Source organism: Nocardia rosealba (assembly GCF_020216065.1).
GTDB lineage: Bacteria > Actinomycetota > Actinomycetes > Mycobacteriales > Mycobacteriaceae > Nocardia > Nocardia rosealba.
Map to the genome: position 1 here is coordinate 231959 of NZ_JAIWNA010000003.1, position 21640 is coordinate 253598.

The following is a 21640-nucleotide window of genomic DNA, read 5'->3' on the forward strand; positions in this document are numbered from 1 at the left end:
GCCCACTTCTTCGCCGAACCACCCCGTCAACGGCGGATGGAGGCGATCGCCTTTTCGATGCGTTTGGTCGACACCGGGTACGGGGTCCCCAACTTCTGGGCGAACAGGCTGACGCGTAATTCCTCGATCATCCACCAGATCTCGGTGACATCGCGGGCGTTGCGGCGGTTGTCGGGAAGACTGCGGACGAGTTTGTCGTAGGCGGCGAGCATCCGGTCGACCTCGACCATCCCCTGCCGGTCGCGCACCGCCGAACCGGGCAGCGACTCGAGGCGCTGGGCGGCGGCGAGCAGGTAGCGGGGGAGTTCACGCAGCCGGGTGCGTCCCCATTCGGCGACGAATCCGGGGAACAGCAGGTCGTCGAGTTGATGGCGGACGTCGTCGGCGATGTCGGTCTCGGCGGTGTCGGCGAGAGTGGCGCGGGCCTGATGCGCTGCCGACAGCACCGGCGTCACCAGGCGGATCAGTTCGCTGACCGTGCCCGCCAGTTTCGGGCGAACGGCGGCGACGAGCTTGTCGAATTCCTCCGGCGTGCGCACCGGACCACCGGCGCGAGCGATGAGCTCGTCGGCGGCGGCGACCCGGCAGTCCTCCACGAGCTTGTCCAGGGAACCGTCGGGGTTCTGGCTCAAAGCCAACCGGTCTGCGGCCGACAGCCCGGCGGTGACGGCACGGGTGGAGGTCGGGACGGCGGCGAGCAGCAGGGTACGCACGCCCGCGCGCATGGCGGCGGCCTGTTCGGCGGGCGAACTCAGCACCCGCACGGCGACGCCTTCACCCTCGGGGACCAGGGCGGGATAGCCGGTGACGGTCTGCCCGGCCACCTCGCGCCGCACCGTCGGTGCGACGGAACCGAGCGATTCGGAGGTCCACACGGTCGCAGGCGCGCGTTCGGCACCGGCGGTAGCCCGCGCGACGGACGCCGAAACCTGATCGGCCAGCCGGGTTTTCAGCTGCGGGAGGTTCTTGCTCTTGGCGAGCACCTTTCCGCTCTGATCGACAGCGGCGAAGGTCATTCGCAGGTGGTCCGGCAGGGCGGCGGGCGACAGGTCGTCGGCGCTGATGGTCACCGACCCGAGCCGCGACAGCTCCCGCGCCAACCCGATCCGCAACGGTTCCGCGCGTGGTGTGAGCCCCCGCAGGGCAGCCGACGCGAAGTCGGGCGCGGGAACCACCGCGCGGCGCAATGCCTTCGGCAGCGTCTTGATATAGGCGGCCGCGAGTTCCTCCCGCATGCCGGGAACCAGCCAATCGAAGCCCACCGCGCGCACGTGCGCGAGCTGCTCGACGGGGATGCGGACGGTGACGCCGTCGTCGTCCTTGCCCGGCTCGAACTGATAGGTGAGCGGGAAGGAGAGTTCCCCCTGACGCCACGCATCGGGGAAATCGGTGGGGTCGAGGGCGGCAGCGCCGGCGTTGACCACGGTGTCGGTCGAGAAGTCCAGCAGCCCTGGGTCTTTGCGTTCGGCCTTGCGCCACCAGGAGTCGAAGTGGCGCACCGACACGATGTCGGCGGGAATGCGCTGGTCGTAGAACTCGAACAGCACCTCGTCGTCGACGAGGATGTCGCGTCGGCGCGCCCGGTGCTCGAGGTCGGCGACATCGTCGACGAGCGCACGGTTGCGTGCGAAGAACCCGTGCCGGGTCTGCCATTCACCCTGCACGAGGGCATGGCGGATGAACAGTTCGCGCGACAGCTCCGGATCGATGCGCCCGTAGTCGACGGGGCGGCCGGTCACCAGCGGCACACCGTAGAGCGTGGCCCGTTCGTAGGCGCGAGCCGCACCACGCTTGGCCGACCAATGCGGTTCCGAATAGGTGCGTTTCACCAGGTCACCGGCGAGCCGCTCGGCCCACTCCGGTTCGATCCGCGCCGCGATGCGCCCCCACAGCCGCGAGGTCTCCACCAGTTCGGCCGCCATCACCCAGCGCGGCGGCTTCTTGGCCAGCGACGAGCCGGGGAAGATCATGAACTTGGCATTGCGCGCCCCGAGGAACTCCCGCGACTCCGCTTCCCGCACGCCGAGGTGCGAGAGCATGCCCGCCAGCAACGACTGATGGATCTGCGCGCTCGGCCACGGCATCGCCGCCTCGGCCTCGGCAACCGCCGAATCAGTGTTCCCCGCAGCATCTTTCGCACCGGAGCGACGGCCATCGGCTGGTGGCTGCCCGGCCCCACGGCCACGAGACTTTCGGCCGCCCCGCCCCGGCCCCGCCCCACCGTCTCCCGACGGCAGATGGCCCGTGCTGTCCCAGCCGAGCCCACGGGTGATGGTGCGCAGCTGACCGTGCAGGTCCTGCCACTCCCGGATCCGCAGGTAGTGCAGGAACTCGTCGCGGCACATACGGCGGAACTGGTTGGACGACAACGACTTGCGCTGTTCGGTCAGGTAGTCCCACAGGCGCAGGTAGGCCAGGAAGTCCGAGCCGTCGACGGTGAAGCGGGCATGCTGGGTGTCGGCGGCCTGCTGATGCTCCACGGGCCGTTCCCGCACGTCCTGGATCGACAGCGCCGCGACGATCACGAGCACTTCGTCGAGGCAGCCGTTGCGGTTGGCCTCCACCAGCATGCGGGCCATGCGCGGATCGACCGGCAGTTGGGCCATCTCCCGGCCGACCGGGGTCAGCGTGAGATGCCCACCCGATTGTTCTTCGCTACCGACAGCTTTGGAGCTGCCGTGGGCGAGTGCGCCGAGTTCCTCGAGCAGGGCGATGCCGTCGCGGATCGCACGCCGGTCGGGGGCCTCCACGAACGGGAAGCTCTCGATATCGCCGAGGCCGAGCGCGGTCATCTGCAGGATGACCGCGGCCAGATTGGTACGCAGGATCTCCGGTTCGGTGAACGCGGGCCGCGACTCGAAATCGTCCTCGGAATACAGGCGGATGCAGATGCCGTCGGCGACACGACCACATCGACCCGAACGCTGTCGCGCCGAAGCCTGCGACACCGGTTCGATCGGCAGCCGCTGCACCTTGGTGCGCATCGAATAGCGGGAGATGCGCGCTGTTCCCGGGTCGATCACGTACCGGATGCCAGGCACGGTCAGCGACGTCTCGGCCACGTTGGTGGCGAGGACCACCCGGCGACCGGTGTGCGGGGCGAACACCTTGTGCTGTTCGGCCGCCGACAGGCGCGCGTACAGGGGGACGATCTCGGTGCGCGGCAGTCTCAGGTCGCGCAGCGAATCGGCGGTGTCGCGGATCTCGCGCTCGCCGGACAGGAACACCAGCACGTCACCGTCGCCCTCGGCGAACAGTTCGGTGACCGCGTCGCCGATGGCATCGGTGGGGTCGCGGTCGACGACGCGGGTGTCGTCCTCGTCGTCGGTGCCCGGCAGCTCCAAAGACAGGGGGCGATAACGAAGTTCGACCGGATAGGACCGGCCCGACACCTCGACGATCGGGGCCGGGGTGCCGTCGGCGGCGGCGAAATGGCGGGCGAACAGCTCGGGGTCGATGGTCGCCGAGGTGATGATCACCTTGAGATCGGGCCGTTTCGGCAGCAGCTGCTTCAGGTAGCCGAGCAGGAAGTCGATATTGAGGCTGCGCTCGTGTGCCTCGTCGATGATGATCGTGTCGTAGCGGCGCAGCAACCGGTCGCGCTGGATCTCGGCGAGCAGGATGCCGTCGGTCATCAGCTTGACCAGCGTGCGGTCCGAGGCCTGATCGGTGAACCGCACCGTGTACCCGACCACGTCGCCGAGTTCGGTACCCAGCTCCTCGGCGATGCGTTCGGCGACCGTGCGCGCGGCCAGCCTGCGCGGCTGGGTGTGCCCGATGGTGCCACGGATACCGCGACCGAGTTCCAGACAGATCTTGGGGATCTGGGTGGTCTTGCCCGAGCCGGTCTCACCGGCCACGATGACGACCTGGTTCGCGGCGATGGCGGCGGCGATGTCCTCGCGGCGCGCCGAGACCGGCAGCTGCTCGGGATAGGTGATCGACGGAACCGCCGCGCGGCGATTCGCCACGCGAGTCTCGGCGGTGGCGATCTCGGCGTCCAGCGCGGGCAGGTCGTCGGGGCGCGCCCGGTCCAGTTTGCGCCGGAGCCGATATTCGTCGCGCAGCGAGACCTCCGCCAGGCGGGTGCGCAGCGCGCGGGTTCCGGTGCTAGCTGTCCTGGTCATTGCGCCTACCAGCCTAGCGAAGCACGCCACCGGTTTTCCCGGCGCGCCCGTCGTCGGCGGCGTGCTTCACCCGGATCACCGACATCTCATGCGAAGATGCGGCATGACCAAGCACCGGTCTCGGCGCGTCCCCGCCTCTGGACTGTCCGGAGGGTGCGACGAAGGAGTGCCCGGAGGGAGCGAAGAGGTGGGGTTCAGCGCCGAGACCCGCGGCGCCAGCCGCCAAAAGATTCAGCTGAGCGGCTCGGTGCGCACGGCGTGGTGGATCAGGGCATACCGGATCGGCTTCGGACTGCTCGGTCTCGTCGCCCTGCTGTGGATTCCCCTGCGCAACCTGGACTCGCCGACATTCTCGATCGCGAACTACTTCAGTTACTTCACCATCGAGTCGAACATCCTCGCCGTGATCGTGCTGCTCGTCGGTGGCCTGCTCGCGCCGCAGGGACCCGGCTGGCAGGTGGTGCGCGGCGCGGTGACGCTGTACATGCTCATCACGATGGTGGTGTACGCGGTGCTGCTGGCCAACATCGACGTGATGCTCACCGACAAGTGGATCAACGACATCATGCACCGGTACCTGCCGCTGGTCCTCGTCGCGGACTGGCTGCTGGTCGCCATGGGCCGTCGGCTGGCGGCGACACCGGAGCTGGTCGGGAAGTGGTTGATCTTCCCGCTGCTCTACGGTGCCTACACGCTGATCCGCGGCCCGATCGTCGACTGGTATCCGTACCCGTTCATCGACCCGCGCCACCAGGGCTACCTGTCGATGACGCTCGGCCTGATCGTGTTGAGCATCGTGTTCGCGGTGCTCGCGGTTGCCATGGCGTCGCTGGGGGACATGCCCGCGTGGTGGAGGGCCCGACGAGCGCGCGAGGGCGAGCCGGTGTAAGTGTGGAGCCATGAATGCGCTCTGGCATGGATTCGCCGATATGGGTGCCGTCACTCGTGACGGTGCGTTCGTTGTCGCTCGAGGTGACGGTGCCTACGTCTACGACACCGACGGCAACCGATACCTCGACGCCACCGCGGGTCTGTGGTTCGCCAATGTGGGACACGGTCGCGGGGAGATCGCCGACGCGGTCGCCGAACAGTTGCGCACCATCGCCCACTACTCGAACTTCGGTGACCTCACCGAGCCCGCCACCCAGGAGCTCGCCGAGAAGCTGTCGGCCATCGCGCCCGTGCCCGGCAGCAAGATCTTCTTCACCTCCGGTGGTTCGGACTCGGTGGAGACCGCCGCGAAGCTGGCGCGGCGCTACTGGCACGAACAGGGCCGCGCCGACAAGAAGATCCTGGTCGGGCGACGCCTGGCCTACCACGGCATGCACTACGCCTCCACCTCGCTCGGCGGTCTCACTCCGAACAAGGAGGGCTACGGCGTCCTGGTCGATGACACCCGCACTGTCGAATGGAACGACGCCAAGGCGCTGCTCGCCCTGATCGAGGACGTCGGCGCCGAACGGATCGCGGCGTTCTTCTGTGAGCCGATCATCGGTGCCGGTGGGGTGTACCTGCCGCCCGAGGGATACCTGGCCGAGGTGCGCCAGATCTGCCGCGACCACGACATCCTGTTCGTCGCCGACGAGGTGGTCACCGGCTTCGGGCGGATCGGCGGCTCCTGGTTCGCCTCCACCCGCTTCGACCTGCAACCCGACCTGATGACCACCGCCAAGGGCCTCACCTCCGGTTACCTGCCGATGGGTGCGGTGTTCATCGCCCCGCACCTGGCCGAGCCGTTCTACGCAGGCGGTGTGTGGTTCCGGCACGGGTACACCTACGGCGGGCACGCCGGTGCGGCCGCGGCGGCGCTGGCCAACCTCGCCATCGTCGAACGTGAGGGTCTGCTCGAGGAAGCGGCCCGGCTCGAGACCACCCTGCACACCGCCCTGGCCCCGTTGGCCGATCACCCGCGCGTGGCGGAGGTCCGCAGTGGCCTCGGTGCCGTGGCGGCCGTCCAGCTGGCCGACCCCTCCGAAGGTCCAGCATTGGTGAAAGCCCTTCGCGCCCAGGGAATTTCGGGTCGTGCTGCCGGAGCGGGCGCCATGCAGATCTCCCCGTCCTTCGTGATGACCGACGCCCAGGTGGCCGAACTCGCCGACGGGTTTTCGCGCGCCCTGGGCTGATGCGCCGCACCGGCCCGTCGGCGAAACTCGCTGGCGGGCCGGGCGATTCGCCCGATACTCTCCTGCTCCGACGAAGTCAGGGGAGGGAACCCACGTTGCAGGCATCCGTCACGGTGACACCGGACCAGCTACCGGAACTACTGCTACATGTCGCCGTGGTGCGGCCCGTATTCCTCTGGGGCGCACCGGGAATCGGGAAGAGCTCGCTGGTGCGCACCTTCGCCGACTCGCTCGGCCTCGACTGTGTCACCCTGCTCGGCACCCAGCTCGCACCCGAGGACCTCATCGGGGTGCCCCAGATCGTGGACGGCCGCAGCAGGTTCGCGCCGCCCGAACTGATCGCCCGCGACCAGCCCTACTGCCTGTTCCTCGACGAACTCAACGCCGCCTCGCCCGAGGTGCAGAAGTCGTTCTACTCCCTGATCCTGGATCGGCGCATCGGCACCTACGAACTGCCCGAGGGGTCGGTGGTGATCGGGGCGGGCAACCGGGCCACCGACAACGCGCTGGCCCGCCCGATGGCCTCGGCGCTGGTCAACCGCATGGTGCACCTGCATCTGCGCGCCGATGTGGACGACTGGCTGAAATGGGCGGCCGTCAACGACATCCATCCGTGGGTGATTCGCTACCTCACCCAGCGCCCGGACCACCTGTGGTCGGCACCGCCCAAAACCGAGGCGCCCTTCTCCACCCCACGTGGGTGGCACATGCTCTCCGACGCGCTGTATTCCTGCGGCGACGACATCGACGACACCACGCTGAATGTGCTGGCGACCGGCACCCTCACCCTCGGCCACGCCTCGGGCTTCCGCGCCTTCGTCAAGACCGTGCGCCACGCCTTCGACCTCGACGCCGTCTTCAAGGGCGATGCCGCCTGGCCGCGCGATCCGGCCGACCGTGACCTGCTGTACTTCCTGGCCGAGACGATGCGGGCCCGCCTCGTGAAGGAACTGCCCGGCGACCGCGACCACACCTCCGCCTCGGTCCGCCGCTTCGTACTGCGCGCCAAGTCGCTGCTGGTGGAGCTGGCCGAGATCTCCGTGGAATGCGCGCAGTTGGTGATCGCCGCCGATGCCGAGGGTGTCCCCGTGCTGCCGTCGTGGTTCCTCATCGAGGTGTCGCGTGATCTGCCGCGACTGGCCGCGCGGCGCTGAGCATGGGTGCGCGAAAAACCCGCCGGATCGACCCGTGGTACCAGGCCGTCTTAGACGGGTGGGCGATCGTGCGCGGGCATCCGGCGTTGCGCCCGCTGGCCGGTGAGCTCTACCAGTTGGACAAGCGCGCACCGCCCGAGATGTGGGCACGGCTGGCGGGTGGCCGTCTCGAGTACCACCCGAATCGGCGTGCCACGGCGCAGGAATGGGCGTGGACCTTCGCGCATTGCCTGCTGCACGCCGGATTCGGGCACCTCGATCCGCGTAATACGCTGCCTACCAACATCATCGGGTTGGCCAGCGAGGACGCGCGGTTCTCCTCCCGGGTGCGCGCGCCGCATCCGGTGTACCGCGCCGCGTGCTGCGCCGCCGTCGACACCTATCTGGCGACGATGAAGATCGGCACCCCGCCCGATCCAGTGCCACCCGCACTGACCGACGAGCACGCCGCCGCCGCGCGCTGGCACGACACCGCGGTGCCGGACGCGTTCGCGCGCACCGGACCTCCCGACTTCCTGCTCACCGACGCCGAGACGGCCGCCCGTGTCGATGCGCCTGCCCGGTTCGCGGCGGGGGTGTCCGACGCCGCCCGTGTCGCCCTGGCCACCGCGGGTGGTGACCACACACCCGACGGGAAGCGGCCACGCACGCAGTGGGACGCGGCGCTCGGCTGGTTCGTCTCGTCGTTCCCGTTGCTCGGTGCGTTCGCCGCCGGGATGACCGTGGTCGCCGATGTGGAAGTCGTTCGGGCCGCCGGTATCTCGATCGCCGCCGTGAACGCCGACGCCGCCGAGATCTATGTGAATCCCTACGCCGGGCTCGGCGAAGAGGAATGGCGGTTCGTGCTCGCGCACGAGATGCTGCACGCGGCCCTGCGCCACGGCGAACGCGCGGACTGGCGCGACCACTACCTGTTCAATGTCGCCTGCGATTACGTCGTCAACGGCTGGCTGGTGGAGATGAACGTCGGGCAGATGCCCGAAGGCCTGCTCTACGACCCGGAACTGAAAGGGTGTTCGGCCGAGGAGATCTACGACCGCATAGCCGGCGATCTGCGCAGGTTACGCAAGCTCGCCACGCTGCGCGGACGCGGACGCGGCGATGTCCTCGGCAAGCCCCTGCCGCATCCCGGCAGTGCCGGCCGCTATGTCGACCTCGACGAGTACTACCGCAACGCGCTGGTCACCGGGCTGGCTTACCACACCAACAGCGGTCGCGGACATGTCCCGGCCGCGTTGGAGCAGGCCATTCGCGCCCTCGATCAGCCGCCGCTGCCGTGGGACGCGCGGCTGGCTCAGTGGTTCGACGAGCACATACCCACCGTCGACAAACGCCGCAGCTACGCCCGCGCCTCCCGCAGGCAGGCCGCCACCCCCGACATCCCGCGCCCGGCCTGGGTGCGGCCGGAGGAGAACGTGCGCCTGCCGACCTTCGGTGTGGTTCTCGATACCTCGCTGTCGATGAACGTCACCCTGCTCGGCAAGGGACTCGGCGCCATCGCCTCGTACGCGCTGGCCAGGGACGTGCCACGGGCCCGTGTCGTCTACTGCGACGCGGCACCCTACGACGCGGGGTACGTCGCGGTGGAAGACATCGCCGCCGGAATGCGCGTGCGCGGCCGGGGCGGCACGGTGCTGCAACCCGCCGTCCGGCTCCTCGAACGCGCCGACGACTTTCCGGCCGACGGCCCGATTCTCGTCATCACCGACGGCGACTGCGATGCGTTACGCATCCGCGGCGAACACGCCTTCCTGATCCCCGCGGGCGCGTCCCTTCCCTTCACCCCGAAAGGCCCGGTGTTCAGGATCCGGTGACGGCCAGTTCGAGGGTGAAGAACTGGCTGTACGGGTCGAGGGTGTAGTCGGCGAACGGCCCGCATTCGACGAAGCCGTGCCGCAGATACAGGCGCCGGGCCGGGGCGAAGAACTCGCTCGTCCCCGTCTCCAAGCTCAGGCGCCGGTATCCGCGCCGCTCGGCCTCCTCGATCAGCTGGGCGAGCACCGCGGCGGCGACACCACGCCCGGTGAATCCGGCGGCGGTCCGCATGGATTTGATCTCGCCGTGCTCCGGATCCAGCTCCTTCAGGGCGCCGCAGCCGACAAGCGCCGGTCCCGACCACGCGCTCCACACGGTGACTGCCGGATCGCGCAACCCGGTCAGGTCGAGGGCGTGCATGCTGCACGCGGGGGAGTTGCCCGCCATTTCGGTGTGGTGCTCGGTGAGCAGGGTGGTGATCTGGTCGCCGGTGAGGTGGTCGACGGCGAGGGTGAGCTGCTCCGCCCGGGTGGTGTCGTGCATCGCTCCATTGTGCCCGGGGCGGATGTGACGCGGGAAAACGGCACACGGCCGGGGTGGGCGATGCGACTATGAGGACGAGGGGCGAGCCGAAGGTGGTGGGGCGTGGCCGAATTCGTGGAGGACTATGCGGTTTTGCGGTGGGCCGTGGTGTCGGCGTTCGTGCTGGCGGCCGGGATCGTGGTCGTGCGGTTGAGCAGGCGCGCGGTCCGGGCGGACGCGGCGGCCGACGGCGCGCACCTGCTGATGTGCCTGGTGATGCTGGCCATGCTGGTGTTCCCGGCCGCCACCGACCCGCACGCGATGCGCGGTTTGCTGACCGCGCTCACGATGGCCTTCGCGCTGCTGCTCGCCGAGCGGGTCGTGCAGTGGCGCAACGGACTGGTGCCGACGGCCGACGGGGTGCTCGCGCTGGGATATCACACGGTGGCGGCGGCAGTGATGCTCTACGCCATGGCCGGGCACGGATCCGGTCATACCGGAATCCCGCCCGGGCCCGCGCTGGTGCTGGCGGCGCTGTTCGTGCTCGACGCGCTCGTCGCGCTCGGCACCGTCGGTCACCGGCCGCGCTGGCACCGCTTCGCCCATCCGGCAGGAACACACCCCCTGACCTCGGCCTTGGTGCCCCATGTGGTGATGGATATCGGGACGGCATTCATGTTGATCGCCGCTGTCGGCGGGTGAATACCGATCCACAACCGTCCGGGCTGCGAATCGCCTTTGTGCGGACAGGAATTCGACTATGAGTGGACAACGCGTTTCAGGCATGTCACCCGGGCGTCGGGGATTCGGTACGCCCCCACCGGAAATCCGGCCGACCGCCGCCGACCGCGAGGTGGTGCGTGCGCTCTACCGCGACGCGGGCCCGGCCGCCTACGGACTCGCCCTGCGGATCCTGCGCAGGCGGGGATCGGCGGAAGAGGTTGTCCGCGAGGGTTTTCAGCGCATCGCCGCGAGTCCGTGGATTACCGAGAGCAACGGTCGTGTCCCGGCCGGTGATGCGTGCCATGACCTCGCCACACCGTGGGGCCGTTCGGCATTCGTCGCGAACGAACCACGTACCGACCTCGGCGGCCACCCCGATCGCGCCGGCGGCTTCGATCACGAGGACCACTCGGGTAACGCCGACCGTCGCGACGATGCCGGCCGGTGGGATCACTCGACCGGACGAGATCATCCGGGAGGTCTGGACCGTTCGGGCGGATTCGGCAATCCGAACGGGTTCGACCGTTCGGGTGCCCTCGGGCACTCGGGTGGGACGTCTCGTTCGGGCCGGAGCGACGATGAGGGCGGCGACGGCTGTTCAGGTCGCTTCGGCGACACAGGCAGCCTCGGTCATGAGCCGAGATTCGAGGTGCCGCACGACCGGAGGGGTCGGCTCGACAACGAAGGCCGACTGGATCGAGCGGGCCGCCGCGACCACACAGGCCGATACGACCACCCGGAGCGAGACGACCACAGGGATCGCCTCGATGACTCCGGTCGCCCCGACTACGCGGCGCTGCACGACCCACGGCTCGGTTTCGCACGCCGAGACAGCGAGGTATACCTCCACCGCCGAGCAGGCCGAACGGAACACGCGGATCGCGGACACCATGCGAGCCGACTGCTGGACTCAGGTCTGTCGGGCGACGCGGTCATGTTCGACGGTGTCGGTTCGACTGATGGTGCGGGCCTACTAGATCGTGCAGGGCGCCTCGATGTCGCAGGTCACCCGGACGGTGCCGCGCCCTTCGATGTCACCGACCCCCTCGCCGACCCGGCCCACTTCGACACACCCGACGCGACCGGCACCCGGTACATGCCGACCCTGCACACCAGACTCCTGGCCCAGGTGCACCGCCTCGCCATCCAGCGTCTGCGCCTGGACCGCAACGACCGCATCGACATCCCCTGGCTGGCCGCCTCGGCCCGGCTCGGTTTCGACCCCCTCGACAGCCGCTGCGAAGTCTTCGTCCTCGCCTACTACGGTGGGCGCACCTACCGTTCCATCGCCCGGGAACTCGGGATGCGCGTCCCGGCCGTCACCCGCCTGCTGGCCGAGGGCATCGAACGCCTCGCCCACCAGCGTCTCGTCCGCGTCGCCGCGCGCCGCCCCTGGACCCCGCCCGGTTCGGTCCTCGCCCTCGCCGACGCCTACGCCCTCGACGCCGTCGCCGAGCTCGAGCACCACCACATCGAGAACAAGCTGGCCGCCACGACCACTACCGGCCTCGCCCAGTTCGACGCCAGAGTCGGGGGAGTGCACGAGCTGCTGGCCCAACTGGCCGCCGACGATCGGCAGCCCCCACCCCGCAACCTGGAACAGCGCATCCTCGCCGCGATCGACAGCCCGGGCCGACGCGGTGCCCGGACCGGCAGGCCGCCGTGGTTGCCCCGCTTCGGGAGTTAGCTGCGAACCGGAATCAGAGCACCACCACGTGGTCCTCGACGACCCGTCCGCCCAGGCGCACCCAGCCGTCGGAATCCCACTCGGTGTAGAGCTGGGAACCCTGCCCCTGGGTGATGACTAGCCCGCGCCGCAACTTGGCGGTGAGGGCGACGGCGGCCGCGCCGGTCGCCTCGTCCTCGGCGATGCCCATGGCGGGCGCGAACATCCGGGAGCGCACGGCACCGCGCGATTCATCGGTCCACGTCCACACGTAGTGCTGGCCTTCGGTGTAGTCCGAGGCGCGGAGCATGGCCAGTTCGTCGAGTGAACCGGCCTGGTGGAAGGTGAAATCCGGGGCCCATTCGGCGCGGGCGGTGATCCAGGTGAGCCCGTCGGTCTCGGTCACCCGGACCGGGCCCGCCGGCACGTTCAGCGTGTGCACGGGAGTGCCGCGCGCGGCCATCCACCATCCGGTGCCCACGGTGGGGTGCCCGGCGAAGGGCAGTTCGACGGCCGGAGTGTAGATCCGGACGTCGGCGACACCGTCGACAGGTTCCCCGACCACCGTGGTCTCGCTGAACCCCAGCCGCGCGGCGAGTTCCTGTTTGTCGAGCGCGACGACATCACCCGCGCGGGCGATACCGAGCGCATTGCCGAGCCTGCCCGTCGGATCGGTGAACACGCGGACGACCTCGACCTGGATGTCAGGGGCTTCCGGCACATCGTGTGCGTTCATGCTCGCGAGCCTACCGCGCAAGATCAACACCGCCGTCCGGGCGGTTCTCACGCCGCGTCACGCGCGCGAACGCGAACGACCCCGACCCGGCACGCGGATCGGGGTCGTTCGACGAGCGGATCAGACGGCGGCCGCGGCCAGCGCCTCGGTGGCGGCGACGGCCTGGCCGACACCGGCCACGATCGCCGCCGCACGCAGCGACTCGAAGATCACCTCACGCGAGACACCGGCCTCACGCAGCGTCTTCTCGTGCGAATCGAGGCAGTGCGCGCAGCCGTTGATGGAGGAGACCGCGAACGACCACAGTTCGAAATCGGCCTTCTCCACGCCCGGGTTGCCGATGATGTTCATCCGCAGGCCCGCGCGCAGGTCGTCGTACTTGCCGTCCAGGAACGCCTTGCCCCGGTAGAACACATTGTTCATGCCCATGATCGACGCGGCACCCAGCGCGGCCTCGTAGGCCTCGGCGGACAGCACGTCGGCGGCTTCCTCGGCGATCTCGCGCAGCGTGGTGGCCGAACGGGTGGCGGCCGCGGAGGCGAGCAGAGTGCCCCACAGCTGCTGTTCGTTCAGCACGGTGGTGCGCGAAATCGAGGACAAGTTGAGCTTGAGGTCCTTGGCGTACTCGGGAAGAGAGTTCTTCAGGTTCTCGATGCTCATGGAAAAGGCGCTCCTGTCAGGGGGATCGGGTGGAGAAGGGTGGATCAGACGCTGGCGGAGAGCAACTCGCCCGCGTTGATGGTCGGGTCGCCCTTCTTCCAGTTGCACGCGCACAGCTCGTCGGACTGCAGGGCGTCGAGCACGCGCAGCACCTCGTCGACGTTGCGGCCGACGGAACCGGCGGTCACCGAGACGAACTGGATCTCGTTGTTCGGGTCGACGATGAAGGTGGCGCGGTCGGCGACACCGTCGGCGTTGAGAACGCCGGTGGCGGCGGCCAGTTCACGCTTGAGGTCCGACAGCATCGGGAAGGGGAGGGTCTTGAGATCCTCGTGCTGTGCACGCCACTGGAAGTGCACGAACTCGTTGTCCACCGAGGCGCCGAGGACCTGGGTGTCGCGGTCGGCGAACTCGTCGTTCAGCTTGCCGAACGCCGCGATCTCGGTGGGGCAGACGAAGGTGAAGTCCTTCGGCCAGAAGAACACGACCCGCCACTTGCCCGCGTGGTCGTCGCTGGTGATCTGGGTGAAGTAATCGTCGGGCTGCTGCGCGTCGACCTTCGACAGGTCGCCTCCGATGACGGCCTTGAGGTTGTATGCCGGGAACTGGTCGCCAATGGTCAGCAGAGCCATGCTCATCTCCTCGTTGATGGTGTGGTCGTGCTCGTCGTGTGAGCCCGCAAAGATCTTGCCCAAAGCCTACTGAAAGGTAAAGCCGATCGCTCGTTCTACACTGATAGGCGTGACTGATCAGACTTATCAGCCAACCCTCTCGCAGCTGCGTGCGTTCGTCGCCGTCGCCGAATACCGGCATTTCGGCACTGCCGCAGCGCGTTTGGCTGTGAGCCAACCCACGTTATCGCAGGCACTCGCATCACTGGAAAACGGCCTCGGCCTGCAGCTGATCGAGCGCAGCACGCGCCGGGTGCTGGTCACCGCCGCCGGGATGCGGCTGCTGCCACAGGCGATGGCCACGCTCGAGGCGGCCGACCGTTTCGTCGCCTCGGCGACCGGCGACAGCCTCGGTGGCGTGCTGCGGTTGGGCATCATCCCGACCGTCGCCCCGTATGTGCTGCCCGGCCTGCTGCCCGAGCTGCGCCGCAAACTGCCCAACCTGGTGCCCCAGGTCGTGGAGGACCAGACGGCCCGCCTGCTCGACGGCCTGCGTACCGGTGTGCTCGACGTGGCGGTGCTCGCGTTGCCGAGCGAAGCGCCCGGTCTGGTCGAAATCCCGCTCTACTCCGAAGAATTCGTACTCGTGACACCGCGCGGGCACGAGCTGGCCGGGCGCACCGACCTGGCCGCGCCGGTTCTGGCCGACCTGCCCCTGTTGTTGCTCGACGAGGGTCACTGCCTGCGCGATCAGACGCTCGAACTGTGCCGCACCGCCGAGGTGCATCCCGGTTCGGTCGGTGACACCCGCGCCGCCTCGCTGACCACCGTGGTGCAGTGTGTGGCGGGCGGGCTCGGGGTGACGCTCATCCCGCAGATGGCGGTGCCGGCCGAAACCGCGCGCGGCACCCTCGAGACCGCGCGGTTCGCCGATCCCGCGCCGGGACGCACGATCGGCCTGGCCTACCGCGCGTCCTCGGCCCGGGCCGACGACTACGAGTACCTGGCGGCGGTGATCCGCTCGAAGCGGCCTTTCTGAGCCCGAACCACTCGAACCGCCGCCCAGCTCGACTGCTATTTTGAACATCGTTCAATTGCTTGTGCAAAGGAAGCCCGACGTGCCCGATCCAGAGAACACCGCCACGCGTACCGGCCGCTTCGCCGCCCGGGACCTGGCGCAGATCGCGGTGTTCGCCGCGCTGATCGCCGCCCTCGGGCTGCCGGGCGCGATCACTGTCGGCTTCAGCGGCGTCCCCATCACCTTGCAAACCCTCGGCGTGATCCTCACCGGCGCGATCCTCGGCGCACGCAAAGGTGCCGCGGCGGTCGCCGTGTTCATCGCGCTCACGCTGATCGGTCTGCCGCTGCTCTCGGGTGGGCGCACCGGCCTGACCGCGCTGGCCTCGCCGACCGCGGGCTATCTGATCGGGTGGATCCCGGCGACCCTGCTGATCGGCTGGCTCACCGCCCGGATCCTGCCGAAATACCCGCTCGCGCTCGGCCTGCTGATCAACGCCATCGGCGGCATCGTGGTCATCTACCTGTTCGGCACCGCGGGCCTGCTGGTCCGCACCGAACTGGATCTGTGGGCCGCGATCTCGAGCAACTTCGCATTCCTGCCCGGCGACCTGGCCAAGGTCGTCATCGCGACGGTGGTCGCCAAGGGTGTGCACCGGGCGTACCCGGGGCTGATCCGCGCGTGAGCCGATGAGTGAGATCGTCGTCGATTCGGTCGGCCACCGGTTCGGTGACCGGGTGGTGTTGCGCGATATCGACCTGACCATCACCGAGCGACGTGTCGGCTTCATCGGCGCCAACGGTTCCGGGAAGTCGACGCTGGCCCGCATGCTCAACGGCCTGCTGAAGCCGACCACCGGCACCGTCACCGTCGACGGGATCGACTCCGCCCGCAAAGGCGCCCAGGTACGGCGCAAGGTCGGGTTCGTGTTCACCGATCCCGACACCCAGATCGTGATGCCGACGGTCGGTGAGGATCTGGCCTTCTCGTTGCGGCGCAGCGGGCTGAGCCGAACCGAGATCGCCGACCGGGTGCGGCGCATGCTCGACCGGTTCGGTCTCGCCGGGCACGCCGACCATCCCGCGCACCTGCTCTCCGGTGGGCAGAAGCAGTTGCTGGCGCTCGGTTCGGCGTTGATCCGCGAGCCCGAGGTGATCGTCGCCGACGAACCGACCACCCTGCTCGACCTGCGCAACGCCCGCCTGGTGTCGCAGGCCTTGAATTCGCTCGACCAGCAGGTGATCGTGGTGACCCACCAGCTCGCCCTGCTCGACGGTTTCGATCGAGTCGTGGTGCTGGACGACGGTTCTGTCGCCTTCGACGGTGCCCCGGCCGATGCCGTCGGCGCATACCGGCGCCTGGTCGAATGATCGGCCTGTACTGCCCCGGCGACTCGCTGGTGCACCGCATGCCCGCCGGTCTCAAACTTCTGCTGCTGGTTCTGGCGATCGTCGCGATGACGGTCTTCGCCCGCACGCCACTGGCCGTGGCGGGCGCCGCGGTGACGGTCGCCCTGCTGTTCGCCCTGGCGCGCATCTCCTGGCGGGTGGCGGTGGCGCAGATCCGCCCGGTGCTCTGGATGACCCTGATCATCGGCGTCTTCCAATTGCTCACCACCACCCCCGCCCGGGCCGTCGCCGTCTGCGGCGTCCTGCTCGTCTCGGTGGCCCTCGCCGCGCTGGTCACCGTCACCACCCGCGTCACCGCGATGCTCGAAGCGCTCGTCCGCGCCCTGCGCCCGCTGCGTCGGGTCGGCGTCGACCCCGAGCGCGTGAGTTTGCTGCTGGCCCTGGCTATCCGGTGCGTCCCGCTGCTGGCCGGCATCGTTCACGATGTCGCCCAGGCGCGACGAGCGCGCGGCGTCTCGTGGTCGGCCACCGCCCTCGTGACGCCGGTCGTGGTACGTGCCCTTCGTACTGCCGACGCGATGGGTGACGCGCTCGCCGCCCGTGGGGTCGACGACTGAGAGCGCTCGGCTTGCATTAGTAGACGACCGGTCGTATATTCGGCGCATGGCACGTCCCAGGCGCAGCGACGACACGCGAGCCCTTCTCATCGAGGAGGGTGCGGCCGATCTGCTGTCGAACGGCTACCACGGCACCGGTATCAAGCAGGTGCTCGACAAGGTCGGGGTGCCCAAGGGTTCGTTCTACAACTACTTCGACAGCAAGGAGAGTTTCGCGCACGCGGTGATCGAGCATCACTCACTGTGCGTACAGCGCAACCTGGCAACCGCGTTCGCGGGCGCGCCCGACGCGCTCGCCGGTCTACGCCGGTTCTTCGCCACCCTCATCGACGATTTCGTCGCCGCCGAGTACACCGGTGGCTGCCTCATCGGCAATCTCGGCGGCGAACTGGAAGGCAGTGAGGTGCTGCGCACGGCACTGTCGGCCGCGTGGGGGTCCTGGCGGGACGGGGTGGCCGACGCATTGCGGACGGCCCAGGTCGAGGGCACGGTCCGGGCCGATATCGACGCCGTCGACCTCGCCGACCTCTTGCTGGAATCCTGGGAGGGTGCGGTGATCTGGATGAAGATCGACCGCACGATCGAACCGCTCGAGAAGTGCCTGCGGCGGCTGCTCGACGACTATTTCCGGCCGTGACCTCCTGAGTCGACCCCATCTCCGCAAGGCTTCTTCCGGTTGCCCATTTCAAGACGACCGGTCGTATATCGAAAGGATCAGTAGATGACAGCCAAGACGGTCATCGTCACCGGCGCATCCAGTGGAATCGGGCGCGATGTCGCCCGCGCCTTCGTCGACCGCGGGGACGCGGTCGTGCTCGGCGGACGCGACGCGGACAAGCTCGCCGACGTCGCCGCCGCCCTTGCCGCTCCGGACCGGGTGGCCACCGTGGTCGGCGATATCGGTTCGCCCGCAACGGGTGCGGCGTATGTGCGGACCGCGCTGGACCGCTTCGGCCGCGTCGATACGCTGATCAACAGCGCGGGCGTCTTCGGAGCGACACCGTTCGTCGACGTCACCGAGGCCGAGCTCGACCGCTATCTCGACGGCAACCTCAAAGGCACCTACCTCACCACGCAAGCCGTTGTGCGCCAACTGCTCGCCCAAGGCGGCGGCGGCAGCATCGTCAATATCGGCACGGTGCTCATCGACCACGCGATGACCGGACTACCGGCCTCGGCCGCACTGGTCAGCAAGGGTGGCGTGCACGCGCTGACCACCAGCCTGGCCGCCGAACTCGCGCCCGCAGACATCCGGGTGAACGCGGTGGCTCCCGGCATCATCCGCACGCCGCTCTTCGGTGACGGTGACGAGCGGGCCGCGGCCTCGCTGGCGCTGCTCGACCGCATCGGTGAGGTCGCCGACACCACCGCGGCGGTGCTGTACCTGGCCGACGCCGAGTTCGTCACCGGTCATATCCTGCCGGTCGACGGCGGCTTCGTGGCCGGTCGGTCGGCCTGAATCTCGCGGGATCGGCTCTCGGGCAACGGGTCCGCGCACGCTCAGGCCGGACCGGCGAACGGCACCGAGGCGTCGAGTGCGAACCACCCCATCGGGATTCGCCGCGACCGAGTCGAGAAGTAGCTGGGGCCGAGCCACAGATCCGGTTCGATCTCGCGCAATTCGTCGTAGATCCGCCGGGCGGGCCTGCGCGAACCCACGCGCGGGTCGTCGTAGTCGAACAGCACCGCCGACCGGCCGTCGAGCACGGAATCGCCCACCGTCGCCACGAAATTCAGGGCCCGCAAGCCACCGAGCAGACGAAAGATGTTGTGTCCTACGGCGGCCCCGTCACCGACGTGCCGCAACGACTTGCCCACCCAGAAGTACGACGGCCGGGCCATCAGCGGAGCGAGCACCCGCTCGCCGGACCCGGGAAACGACCGCATCGACACATCACCGTCGAGCCGTGCGAAATCCGCGGCCGTCGGCTCCGGCGCCTCGGCGAACCGCGCGCCGAACGTCGCGAGCCCCGCCGCGGACAACCGGTCCAGCCGAGGCCGGTGGTCGGCGGGCCTGCCCACCGGCATCAGACCGTGGGCGGACAGTGGTGTCGGTGTCATGGGCGGACTCGCTTCTCCCTAGGCGCTGCGCTCTTCGCATAGTGCCGACAACGGGCGCCCACCCGCACCGGAATCGCGGTATTCGCCGCAGTGGACAACGACGAAGGCGGTGACCCGGACGAACCGGATCACCGCCTTCGGTGGTGTGCTCAGCGACGCAAGGCGTACGGCTCGATCGCGCCGCGCTCGAGGGCGCGGGCGTCGATGGTCTCGGCCTTGTAGGGGAGCAGGGCCAGGCGATCGGTCATGCCGCGCACCGGGTCCTCGATCTTCTCGTTCAGACCGAACAGGAAGGTCCATTCGTGCTCGTCGCTGCCGTAGGGCACCACGGTGGCGAACTGCTCGTGGAACCGTCCCCACGACCGCTTGAGGGTCTCGTTGCGCCACATCGTCGCGCAGCCGGCCTGGGCCGACAGCACACCACCGGGCGCGAGCAGTGCCTTACATCGCGACAGGAACTCCGACTCGTAGAGGCGGTTGTGCTGGGCGTCCTCGACGCGCTCGTCGGGCAGGTCGATCACGATCACGTCGTAACGGGTGCCCGCCTCCTGCGCCTTGGCCAGGAAGTCCCAGCCGTCGGCGTAGTGCACGTGCACCGGGCCCTCGCCACGCACCGCGGCGGCCAGTTCCTCGGGGGTGTACCCGTAGGGCAGGTGCCGGGCGCACAGTTCGACCTCGCGCTGGTCGATGTCGACGTGGTCGACGAGGGTCGCCCCGGCCGCCACCGACATCTGCGAGGCCACACCCTCACCGGAACCGATGATGAGCACCCGGTCCAGCTTCTCGGCCAGCACGAACGCCGGGACCATCATGGCCTCGTGGTAGGTGACCTGGGAGAACTCGGTGGACTGGCGGTCGTCGTCGGAGAACAGGGAGATGCCCTGATCGGTCCGGGCGATCACCATGTGCTGGTAGGGGGTGTTGGTGTCGACGATCACCTCGTGCAGATCCCAGATCCGGGTCAGGCCGTCGCCCACCGGTTCGTAGATCTTCTCGGCGCCGTGGCCGCGCTGGACGACCTTCATCCGAACTTCCTTGGGAGACAACTTGTCTCGCAGAAGTTCCACGGCCTTCGTCGCGCCCGCACCGATGCTGCCGCAGGTGAAGACGTCGACGAAGATCTCGCCGGACTCCGGATAGGTGTGAATCGAGGCGTGGGACTCCGACAACAGCGCGAGGACGGTCACCCCCTGCGGTTCGAACTTTTTGTGAACGACATCGCAGATGGTGACGCCCGCCGCGATCAGAGACTCACGCAACGCCGATTCGAGTCGTTCGAGATCGTCACACAGGTCTGTGTCGACACCACCGAACTCGGCCAGCACATGCCAGCCGGTGAATTCCGCCGTCATGGGCAAACTCACTCTCGCTCAGCGCCCGAGACATGAACGGTCAAGGGCGGAAAACCATTGAAGGACACCGACGAATAACTCGCGGTATAGGCGCCGGTGTCGAGAATCTGGATCTGATCACCGGCTCGCAACGTGGTCGGCAGAAGGACCTTCGTGCGTTGATACAGTACATCGTCGCCGTCGCAGGTCGGACCCGCGACCACCGCCTCGCCCACCGGATCGCCGTCGCGATCGGTGACGAAACGGTAGGCGATGTACTCGTTCTCCGTCTCGGCCATACCGTTGTATCGGCCGATGTCGAGATACACCCAGCGCCGCCCGTCCGGCGCGAAACGCACGCCGACGACCTCGGCGTGGATGGTGCCCGCGTTGCCGACCAGGGCACGCCCCGGTTCCACGATCAGATCGACCGACGCGGGCAGGAATTCGGCCGCGGCCTGCGCCGCGGCGGCCGCGATCGTGCCCGGTTCGGGCGCGGACTCGGCGTAGGAGATGGGCAGGCCGCCGCCGATGTTCACCGCGGCTACGTGAATGTCCTTGTCCGCCAAGGCCTTCACGATCTCACCCGCTTGCTCGATGCCGATCCGCCAGGCGGCCGGATCGAGCTGCTGGGAGCCCACATGGAAGTACGGGCCACCGACACGCAGGCCCAGATCGCGGGCCCGCACCAGCAACCGCAGGGCCTCGCCCGGCGCACACCCGAACTTGGTGCCGAACGGGGTGCGCGACTCCGGTGCCGAGGACAGGAACCGGCACTCCACCTCCGCGCCCGGCGCGTGCTCGGCGATGCGCTCGAGATCGTCCTCGGTGTCGAAGGCGAACCGGCGCACACCGGCGGCGTGGGCGTAGGCGATGTGGGCGGCCTTCTTGATCGGATTGCCGTAGCAGAGCTTGTCCGCCGCGATACCGAGGCGCACGCACTGATCGATCTCCCCGACACTGGCGACGTCGAACTCGGCGCCCTCGGCATCGAGCAGGGTGAGCACCTCGTCGACGGGAGCCGCTTTCACCGCGTACCTGATCCGGGTGCCCTGCTCGCGCTGCGCCGAGACGGCCGCGGCGAGGGTTCGGTAATTGGCACGTACCCGCTCGGGGTAGATGACAAGGTACGGGGATTCGGGCATAGTTGAACTTTCGGTCGGCGGCCGGGAGAGAGTATCAGCGGC

General features: G+C 68.7%; 21 protein-coding genes. 12 read left to right on the plus strand and 9 right to left on the minus strand.

Annotation, left to right across the window (positions count from 1 at the left end; genetic code table 11):
• Positions 1–26: 26 nt before the first annotated feature.
• The gene (gene hrpA, locus LDL21_RS14550; RefSeq protein ID WP_225280490.1) at positions 27–4127 is read right to left on the minus strand and encodes an ATP-dependent RNA helicase HrpA; all 4101 of its coding nucleotides are present in this window, start codon (positions 4125–4127) and stop codon (positions 27–29) included.
• Between the two features lie 235 nt (positions 4128–4362).
• Between hrpA and LDL21_RS14555 the strand changes: the two genes are divergently transcribed.
• The 4 genes from LDL21_RS14555 to LDL21_RS14570 all read left to right on the plus strand — a co-directional run bounded on the left by LDL21_RS14555 (position 4363) and on the right by LDL21_RS14570 (position 9218).
• A complete protein-coding gene (locus tag LDL21_RS14555) occupies positions 4363–5016 on the plus strand; it encodes a Pr6Pr family membrane protein (RefSeq protein ID WP_225280812.1) in 654 nt (217 codons plus the stop codon).
• 10 nt (positions 5017–5026) lie between these two features.
• On the plus strand, positions 5027–6250 hold the full coding sequence (locus LDL21_RS14560; protein WP_225280491.1) for an aminotransferase family protein: 1224 nt from the start codon (positions 5027–5029) through the stop codon (positions 6248–6250).
• A 95-nt stretch (positions 6251–6345) separates the two neighbouring features.
• A complete protein-coding gene (locus LDL21_RS14565; RefSeq protein WP_225280492.1) occupies positions 6346–7404 on the plus strand; it encodes an AAA family ATPase in 1059 nt (352 codons plus the stop codon).
• A gap of 2 nt (positions 7405–7406) precedes the next feature.
• The gene (locus LDL21_RS14570) at positions 7407–9218 is read left to right on the plus strand and encodes a vWA domain-containing protein (protein ID WP_225280493.1); all 1812 of its coding nucleotides are present in this window, start codon (positions 7407–7409) and stop codon (positions 9216–9218) included.
• On the opposite strand, the gene LDL21_RS14575 is transcribed toward LDL21_RS14570, so the two are convergent.
• Complete coding sequence (locus LDL21_RS14575; protein WP_225280494.1) at positions 9205–9702, minus strand: GNAT family N-acetyltransferase; 498 nt, start codon at positions 9700–9702, stop codon at positions 9205–9207. The genes LDL21_RS14570 and LDL21_RS14575 overlap by 14 nt on opposite strands.
• A gap of 102 nt (positions 9703–9804) precedes the next feature.
• On the opposite strand from LDL21_RS14575, the gene LDL21_RS14580 reads away from it, so the two are divergent.
• On the plus strand, positions 9805–10383 hold the full coding sequence (locus LDL21_RS14580) for a DUF5134 domain-containing protein (protein ID WP_225280495.1): 579 nt from the start codon (positions 9805–9807) through the stop codon (positions 10381–10383).
• A gap of 619 nt (positions 10384–11002) precedes the next feature.
• On the opposite strand, the gene LDL21_RS14585 is transcribed toward LDL21_RS14580, so the two are convergent.
• Positions 11003–11296, minus strand: coding sequence for a hypothetical protein (locus LDL21_RS14585; RefSeq protein ID WP_225280496.1), 294 nt, complete (start codon positions 11294–11296; stop codon positions 11003–11005).
• 42 nt (positions 11297–11338) lie between these two features.
• Between LDL21_RS14585 and LDL21_RS14590 the strand changes: the two genes are divergently transcribed.
• Positions 11339–12091, plus strand: a complete 753-nt coding sequence (locus LDL21_RS14590; protein WP_225280497.1) for an RskA family anti-sigma factor — start codon at positions 11339–11341, stop codon at positions 12089–12091.
• 13 nt (positions 12092–12104) lie between these two features.
• Here the strand turns inward: LDL21_RS14590 and LDL21_RS14595 are convergent, their stop codons facing one another.
• The 3 genes from LDL21_RS14595 to LDL21_RS14605 all read right to left on the minus strand — a co-directional run bounded on the left by LDL21_RS14595 (position 12105) and on the right by LDL21_RS14605 (position 14098).
• Positions 12105–12806 (minus strand): PhzF family phenazine biosynthesis protein, encoded by a 702-nt coding sequence (locus LDL21_RS14595; RefSeq protein WP_181696971.1) that lies wholly within the window; start codon positions 12804–12806, stop codon positions 12105–12107.
• Positions 12807–12926: 120 nt separating this feature from the next.
• Positions 12927–13466: an alkylhydroperoxidase, AhpD family gene (gene ahpD, locus LDL21_RS14600; protein ID WP_181696972.1), complete on the minus strand. Its 540-nt coding sequence runs from the start codon at positions 13464–13466 to the stop codon at positions 12927–12929.
• A gap of 44 nt (positions 13467–13510) precedes the next feature.
• A complete protein-coding gene (locus LDL21_RS14605; RefSeq protein ID WP_067981263.1) occupies positions 13511–14098 on the minus strand; it encodes a peroxiredoxin in 588 nt (195 codons plus the stop codon).
• 109 nt (positions 14099–14207) lie between these two features.
• On the opposite strand from LDL21_RS14605, the gene LDL21_RS14610 reads away from it, so the two are divergent.
• The 6 genes from LDL21_RS14610 to LDL21_RS14635 all read left to right on the plus strand — a co-directional run bounded on the left by LDL21_RS14610 (position 14208) and on the right by LDL21_RS14635 (position 18520).
• Positions 14208–15116, plus strand: a complete 909-nt coding sequence (locus LDL21_RS14610) for a hydrogen peroxide-inducible genes activator (protein ID WP_181696973.1) — start codon at positions 14208–14210, stop codon at positions 15114–15116.
• 79 nt (positions 15117–15195) lie between these two features.
• Positions 15196–15780 carry a biotin transporter BioY gene (locus LDL21_RS14615; protein WP_225280498.1) on the plus strand — a complete coding sequence of 195 codons (585 nt, stop codon included), beginning with the start codon at positions 15196–15198 and terminating at the stop codon, positions 15778–15780.
• Between the two features lie 4 nt (positions 15781–15784).
• Positions 15785–16465: an energy-coupling factor ABC transporter ATP-binding protein gene (locus LDL21_RS14620; RefSeq protein ID WP_225280499.1), complete on the plus strand. Its 681-nt coding sequence runs from the start codon at positions 15785–15787 to the stop codon at positions 16463–16465.
• A complete protein-coding gene (locus LDL21_RS14625; RefSeq protein WP_225280500.1) occupies positions 16462–17061 on the plus strand; it encodes an energy-coupling factor transporter transmembrane component T family protein in 600 nt (199 codons plus the stop codon). Before LDL21_RS14620 ends, LDL21_RS14625 begins: the two co-directional genes overlap by 4 nt.
• 46 nt (positions 17062–17107) lie before the next feature.
• On the plus strand, positions 17108–17698 hold the full coding sequence (locus LDL21_RS14630) for a TetR/AcrR family transcriptional regulator (protein ID WP_225280501.1): 591 nt from the start codon (positions 17108–17110) through the stop codon (positions 17696–17698).
• An 84-nt stretch (positions 17699–17782) separates the two neighbouring features.
• Positions 17783–18520 carry an SDR family NAD(P)-dependent oxidoreductase gene (locus LDL21_RS14635; protein WP_225280502.1) on the plus strand — a complete coding sequence of 246 codons (738 nt, stop codon included), beginning with the start codon at positions 17783–17785 and terminating at the stop codon, positions 18518–18520.
• Positions 18521–18561: 41 nt separating this feature from the next.
• Here the strand turns inward: LDL21_RS14635 and LDL21_RS14640 are convergent, their stop codons facing one another.
• The 3 genes from LDL21_RS14640 to LDL21_RS14650 all read right to left on the minus strand — a co-directional run bounded on the left by LDL21_RS14640 (position 18562) and on the right by LDL21_RS14650 (position 21598).
• Positions 18562–19122: a hypothetical protein gene (locus tag LDL21_RS14640; protein WP_225280503.1), complete on the minus strand. Its 561-nt coding sequence runs from the start codon at positions 19120–19122 to the stop codon at positions 18562–18564.
• 149 nt (positions 19123–19271) lie between these two features.
• Positions 19272–20474, minus strand: a complete 1203-nt coding sequence (speD, locus tag LDL21_RS14645) for an adenosylmethionine decarboxylase (RefSeq protein WP_181697035.1) — start codon at positions 20472–20474, stop codon at positions 19272–19274.
• Between the two features lie 8 nt (positions 20475–20482).
• Positions 20483–21598 (minus strand): type III PLP-dependent enzyme, encoded by a 1116-nt coding sequence (locus LDL21_RS14650; RefSeq protein ID WP_225280504.1) that lies wholly within the window; start codon positions 21596–21598, stop codon positions 20483–20485.
• Positions 21599–21640: the final 42 nt, after the last annotated feature.

What these genes read in the sequence shown, in the direction of transcription:
- speD (WP_181697035.1), bottom strand. Translation starts at nt 20,474, where the DNA reads ATGACGGCGGAATTCACCGGCTGGCATGTGCTGGCCGAGTTCGGTGGT.
- LDL21_RS14560 (WP_225280491.1), top strand. Translation starts at nt 5,027, where the DNA reads ATGAATGCGCTCTGGCATGGATTCGCCGATATGGGTGCCGTCACTCGT.
- LDL21_RS14595 (WP_181696971.1), bottom strand. Translation starts at nt 12,806, where the DNA reads ATGAACGCACACGATGTGCCGGAAGCCCCTGACATCCAGGTCGAGGTC.
- LDL21_RS14605 (WP_067981263.1), bottom strand. Translation starts at nt 14,098, where the DNA reads ATGGCTCTGCTGACCATTGGCGACCAGTTCCCGGCATACAACCTCAAG.
- hrpA (WP_225280490.1), bottom strand. Translation starts at nt 4,127, where the DNA reads ATGACCAGGACAGCTAGCACCGGAACCCGCGCGCTGCGCACCCGCCTG.
- LDL21_RS14590 (WP_225280497.1), top strand. Translation starts at nt 11,339, where the DNA reads ATGTTCGACGGTGTCGGTTCGACTGATGGTGCGGGCCTACTAGATCGT.
- LDL21_RS14575 (WP_225280494.1), bottom strand. Translation starts at nt 9,702, where the DNA reads ATGCACGACACCACCCGGGCGGAGCAGCTCACCCTCGCCGTCGACCAC.
- LDL21_RS14650 (WP_225280504.1), bottom strand. Translation starts at nt 21,598, where the DNA reads ATGCCCGAATCCCCGTACCTTGTCATCTACCCCGAGCGGGTACGTGCC.
- LDL21_RS14570 (WP_225280493.1), top strand. Translation starts at nt 7,407, where the DNA reads ATGGGTGCGCGAAAAACCCGCCGGATCGACCCGTGGTACCAGGCCGTC.
- LDL21_RS14630 (WP_225280501.1), top strand. Translation starts at nt 17,108, where the DNA reads ATGGCACGTCCCAGGCGCAGCGACGACACGCGAGCCCTTCTCATCGAG.
- LDL21_RS14625 (WP_225280500.1), top strand. Translation starts at nt 16,462, where the DNA reads ATGATCGGCCTGTACTGCCCCGGCGACTCGCTGGTGCACCGCATGCCC.
- LDL21_RS14620 (WP_225280499.1), top strand. Translation starts at nt 15,785, where the DNA reads ATGAGTGAGATCGTCGTCGATTCGGTCGGCCACCGGTTCGGTGACCGG.
- LDL21_RS14635 (WP_225280502.1), top strand. Translation starts at nt 17,783, where the DNA reads ATGACAGCCAAGACGGTCATCGTCACCGGCGCATCCAGTGGAATCGGG.
- LDL21_RS14640 (WP_225280503.1), bottom strand. Translation starts at nt 19,122, where the DNA reads ATGACACCGACACCACTGTCCGCCCACGGTCTGATGCCGGTGGGCAGG.
- LDL21_RS14585 (WP_225280496.1), bottom strand. Translation starts at nt 11,296, where the DNA reads ATGGTGTCCGCGATCCGCGTGTTCCGTTCGGCCTGCTCGGCGGTGGAG.
- ahpD (WP_181696972.1), bottom strand. Translation starts at nt 13,466, where the DNA reads ATGAGCATCGAGAACCTGAAGAACTCTCTTCCCGAGTACGCCAAGGAC.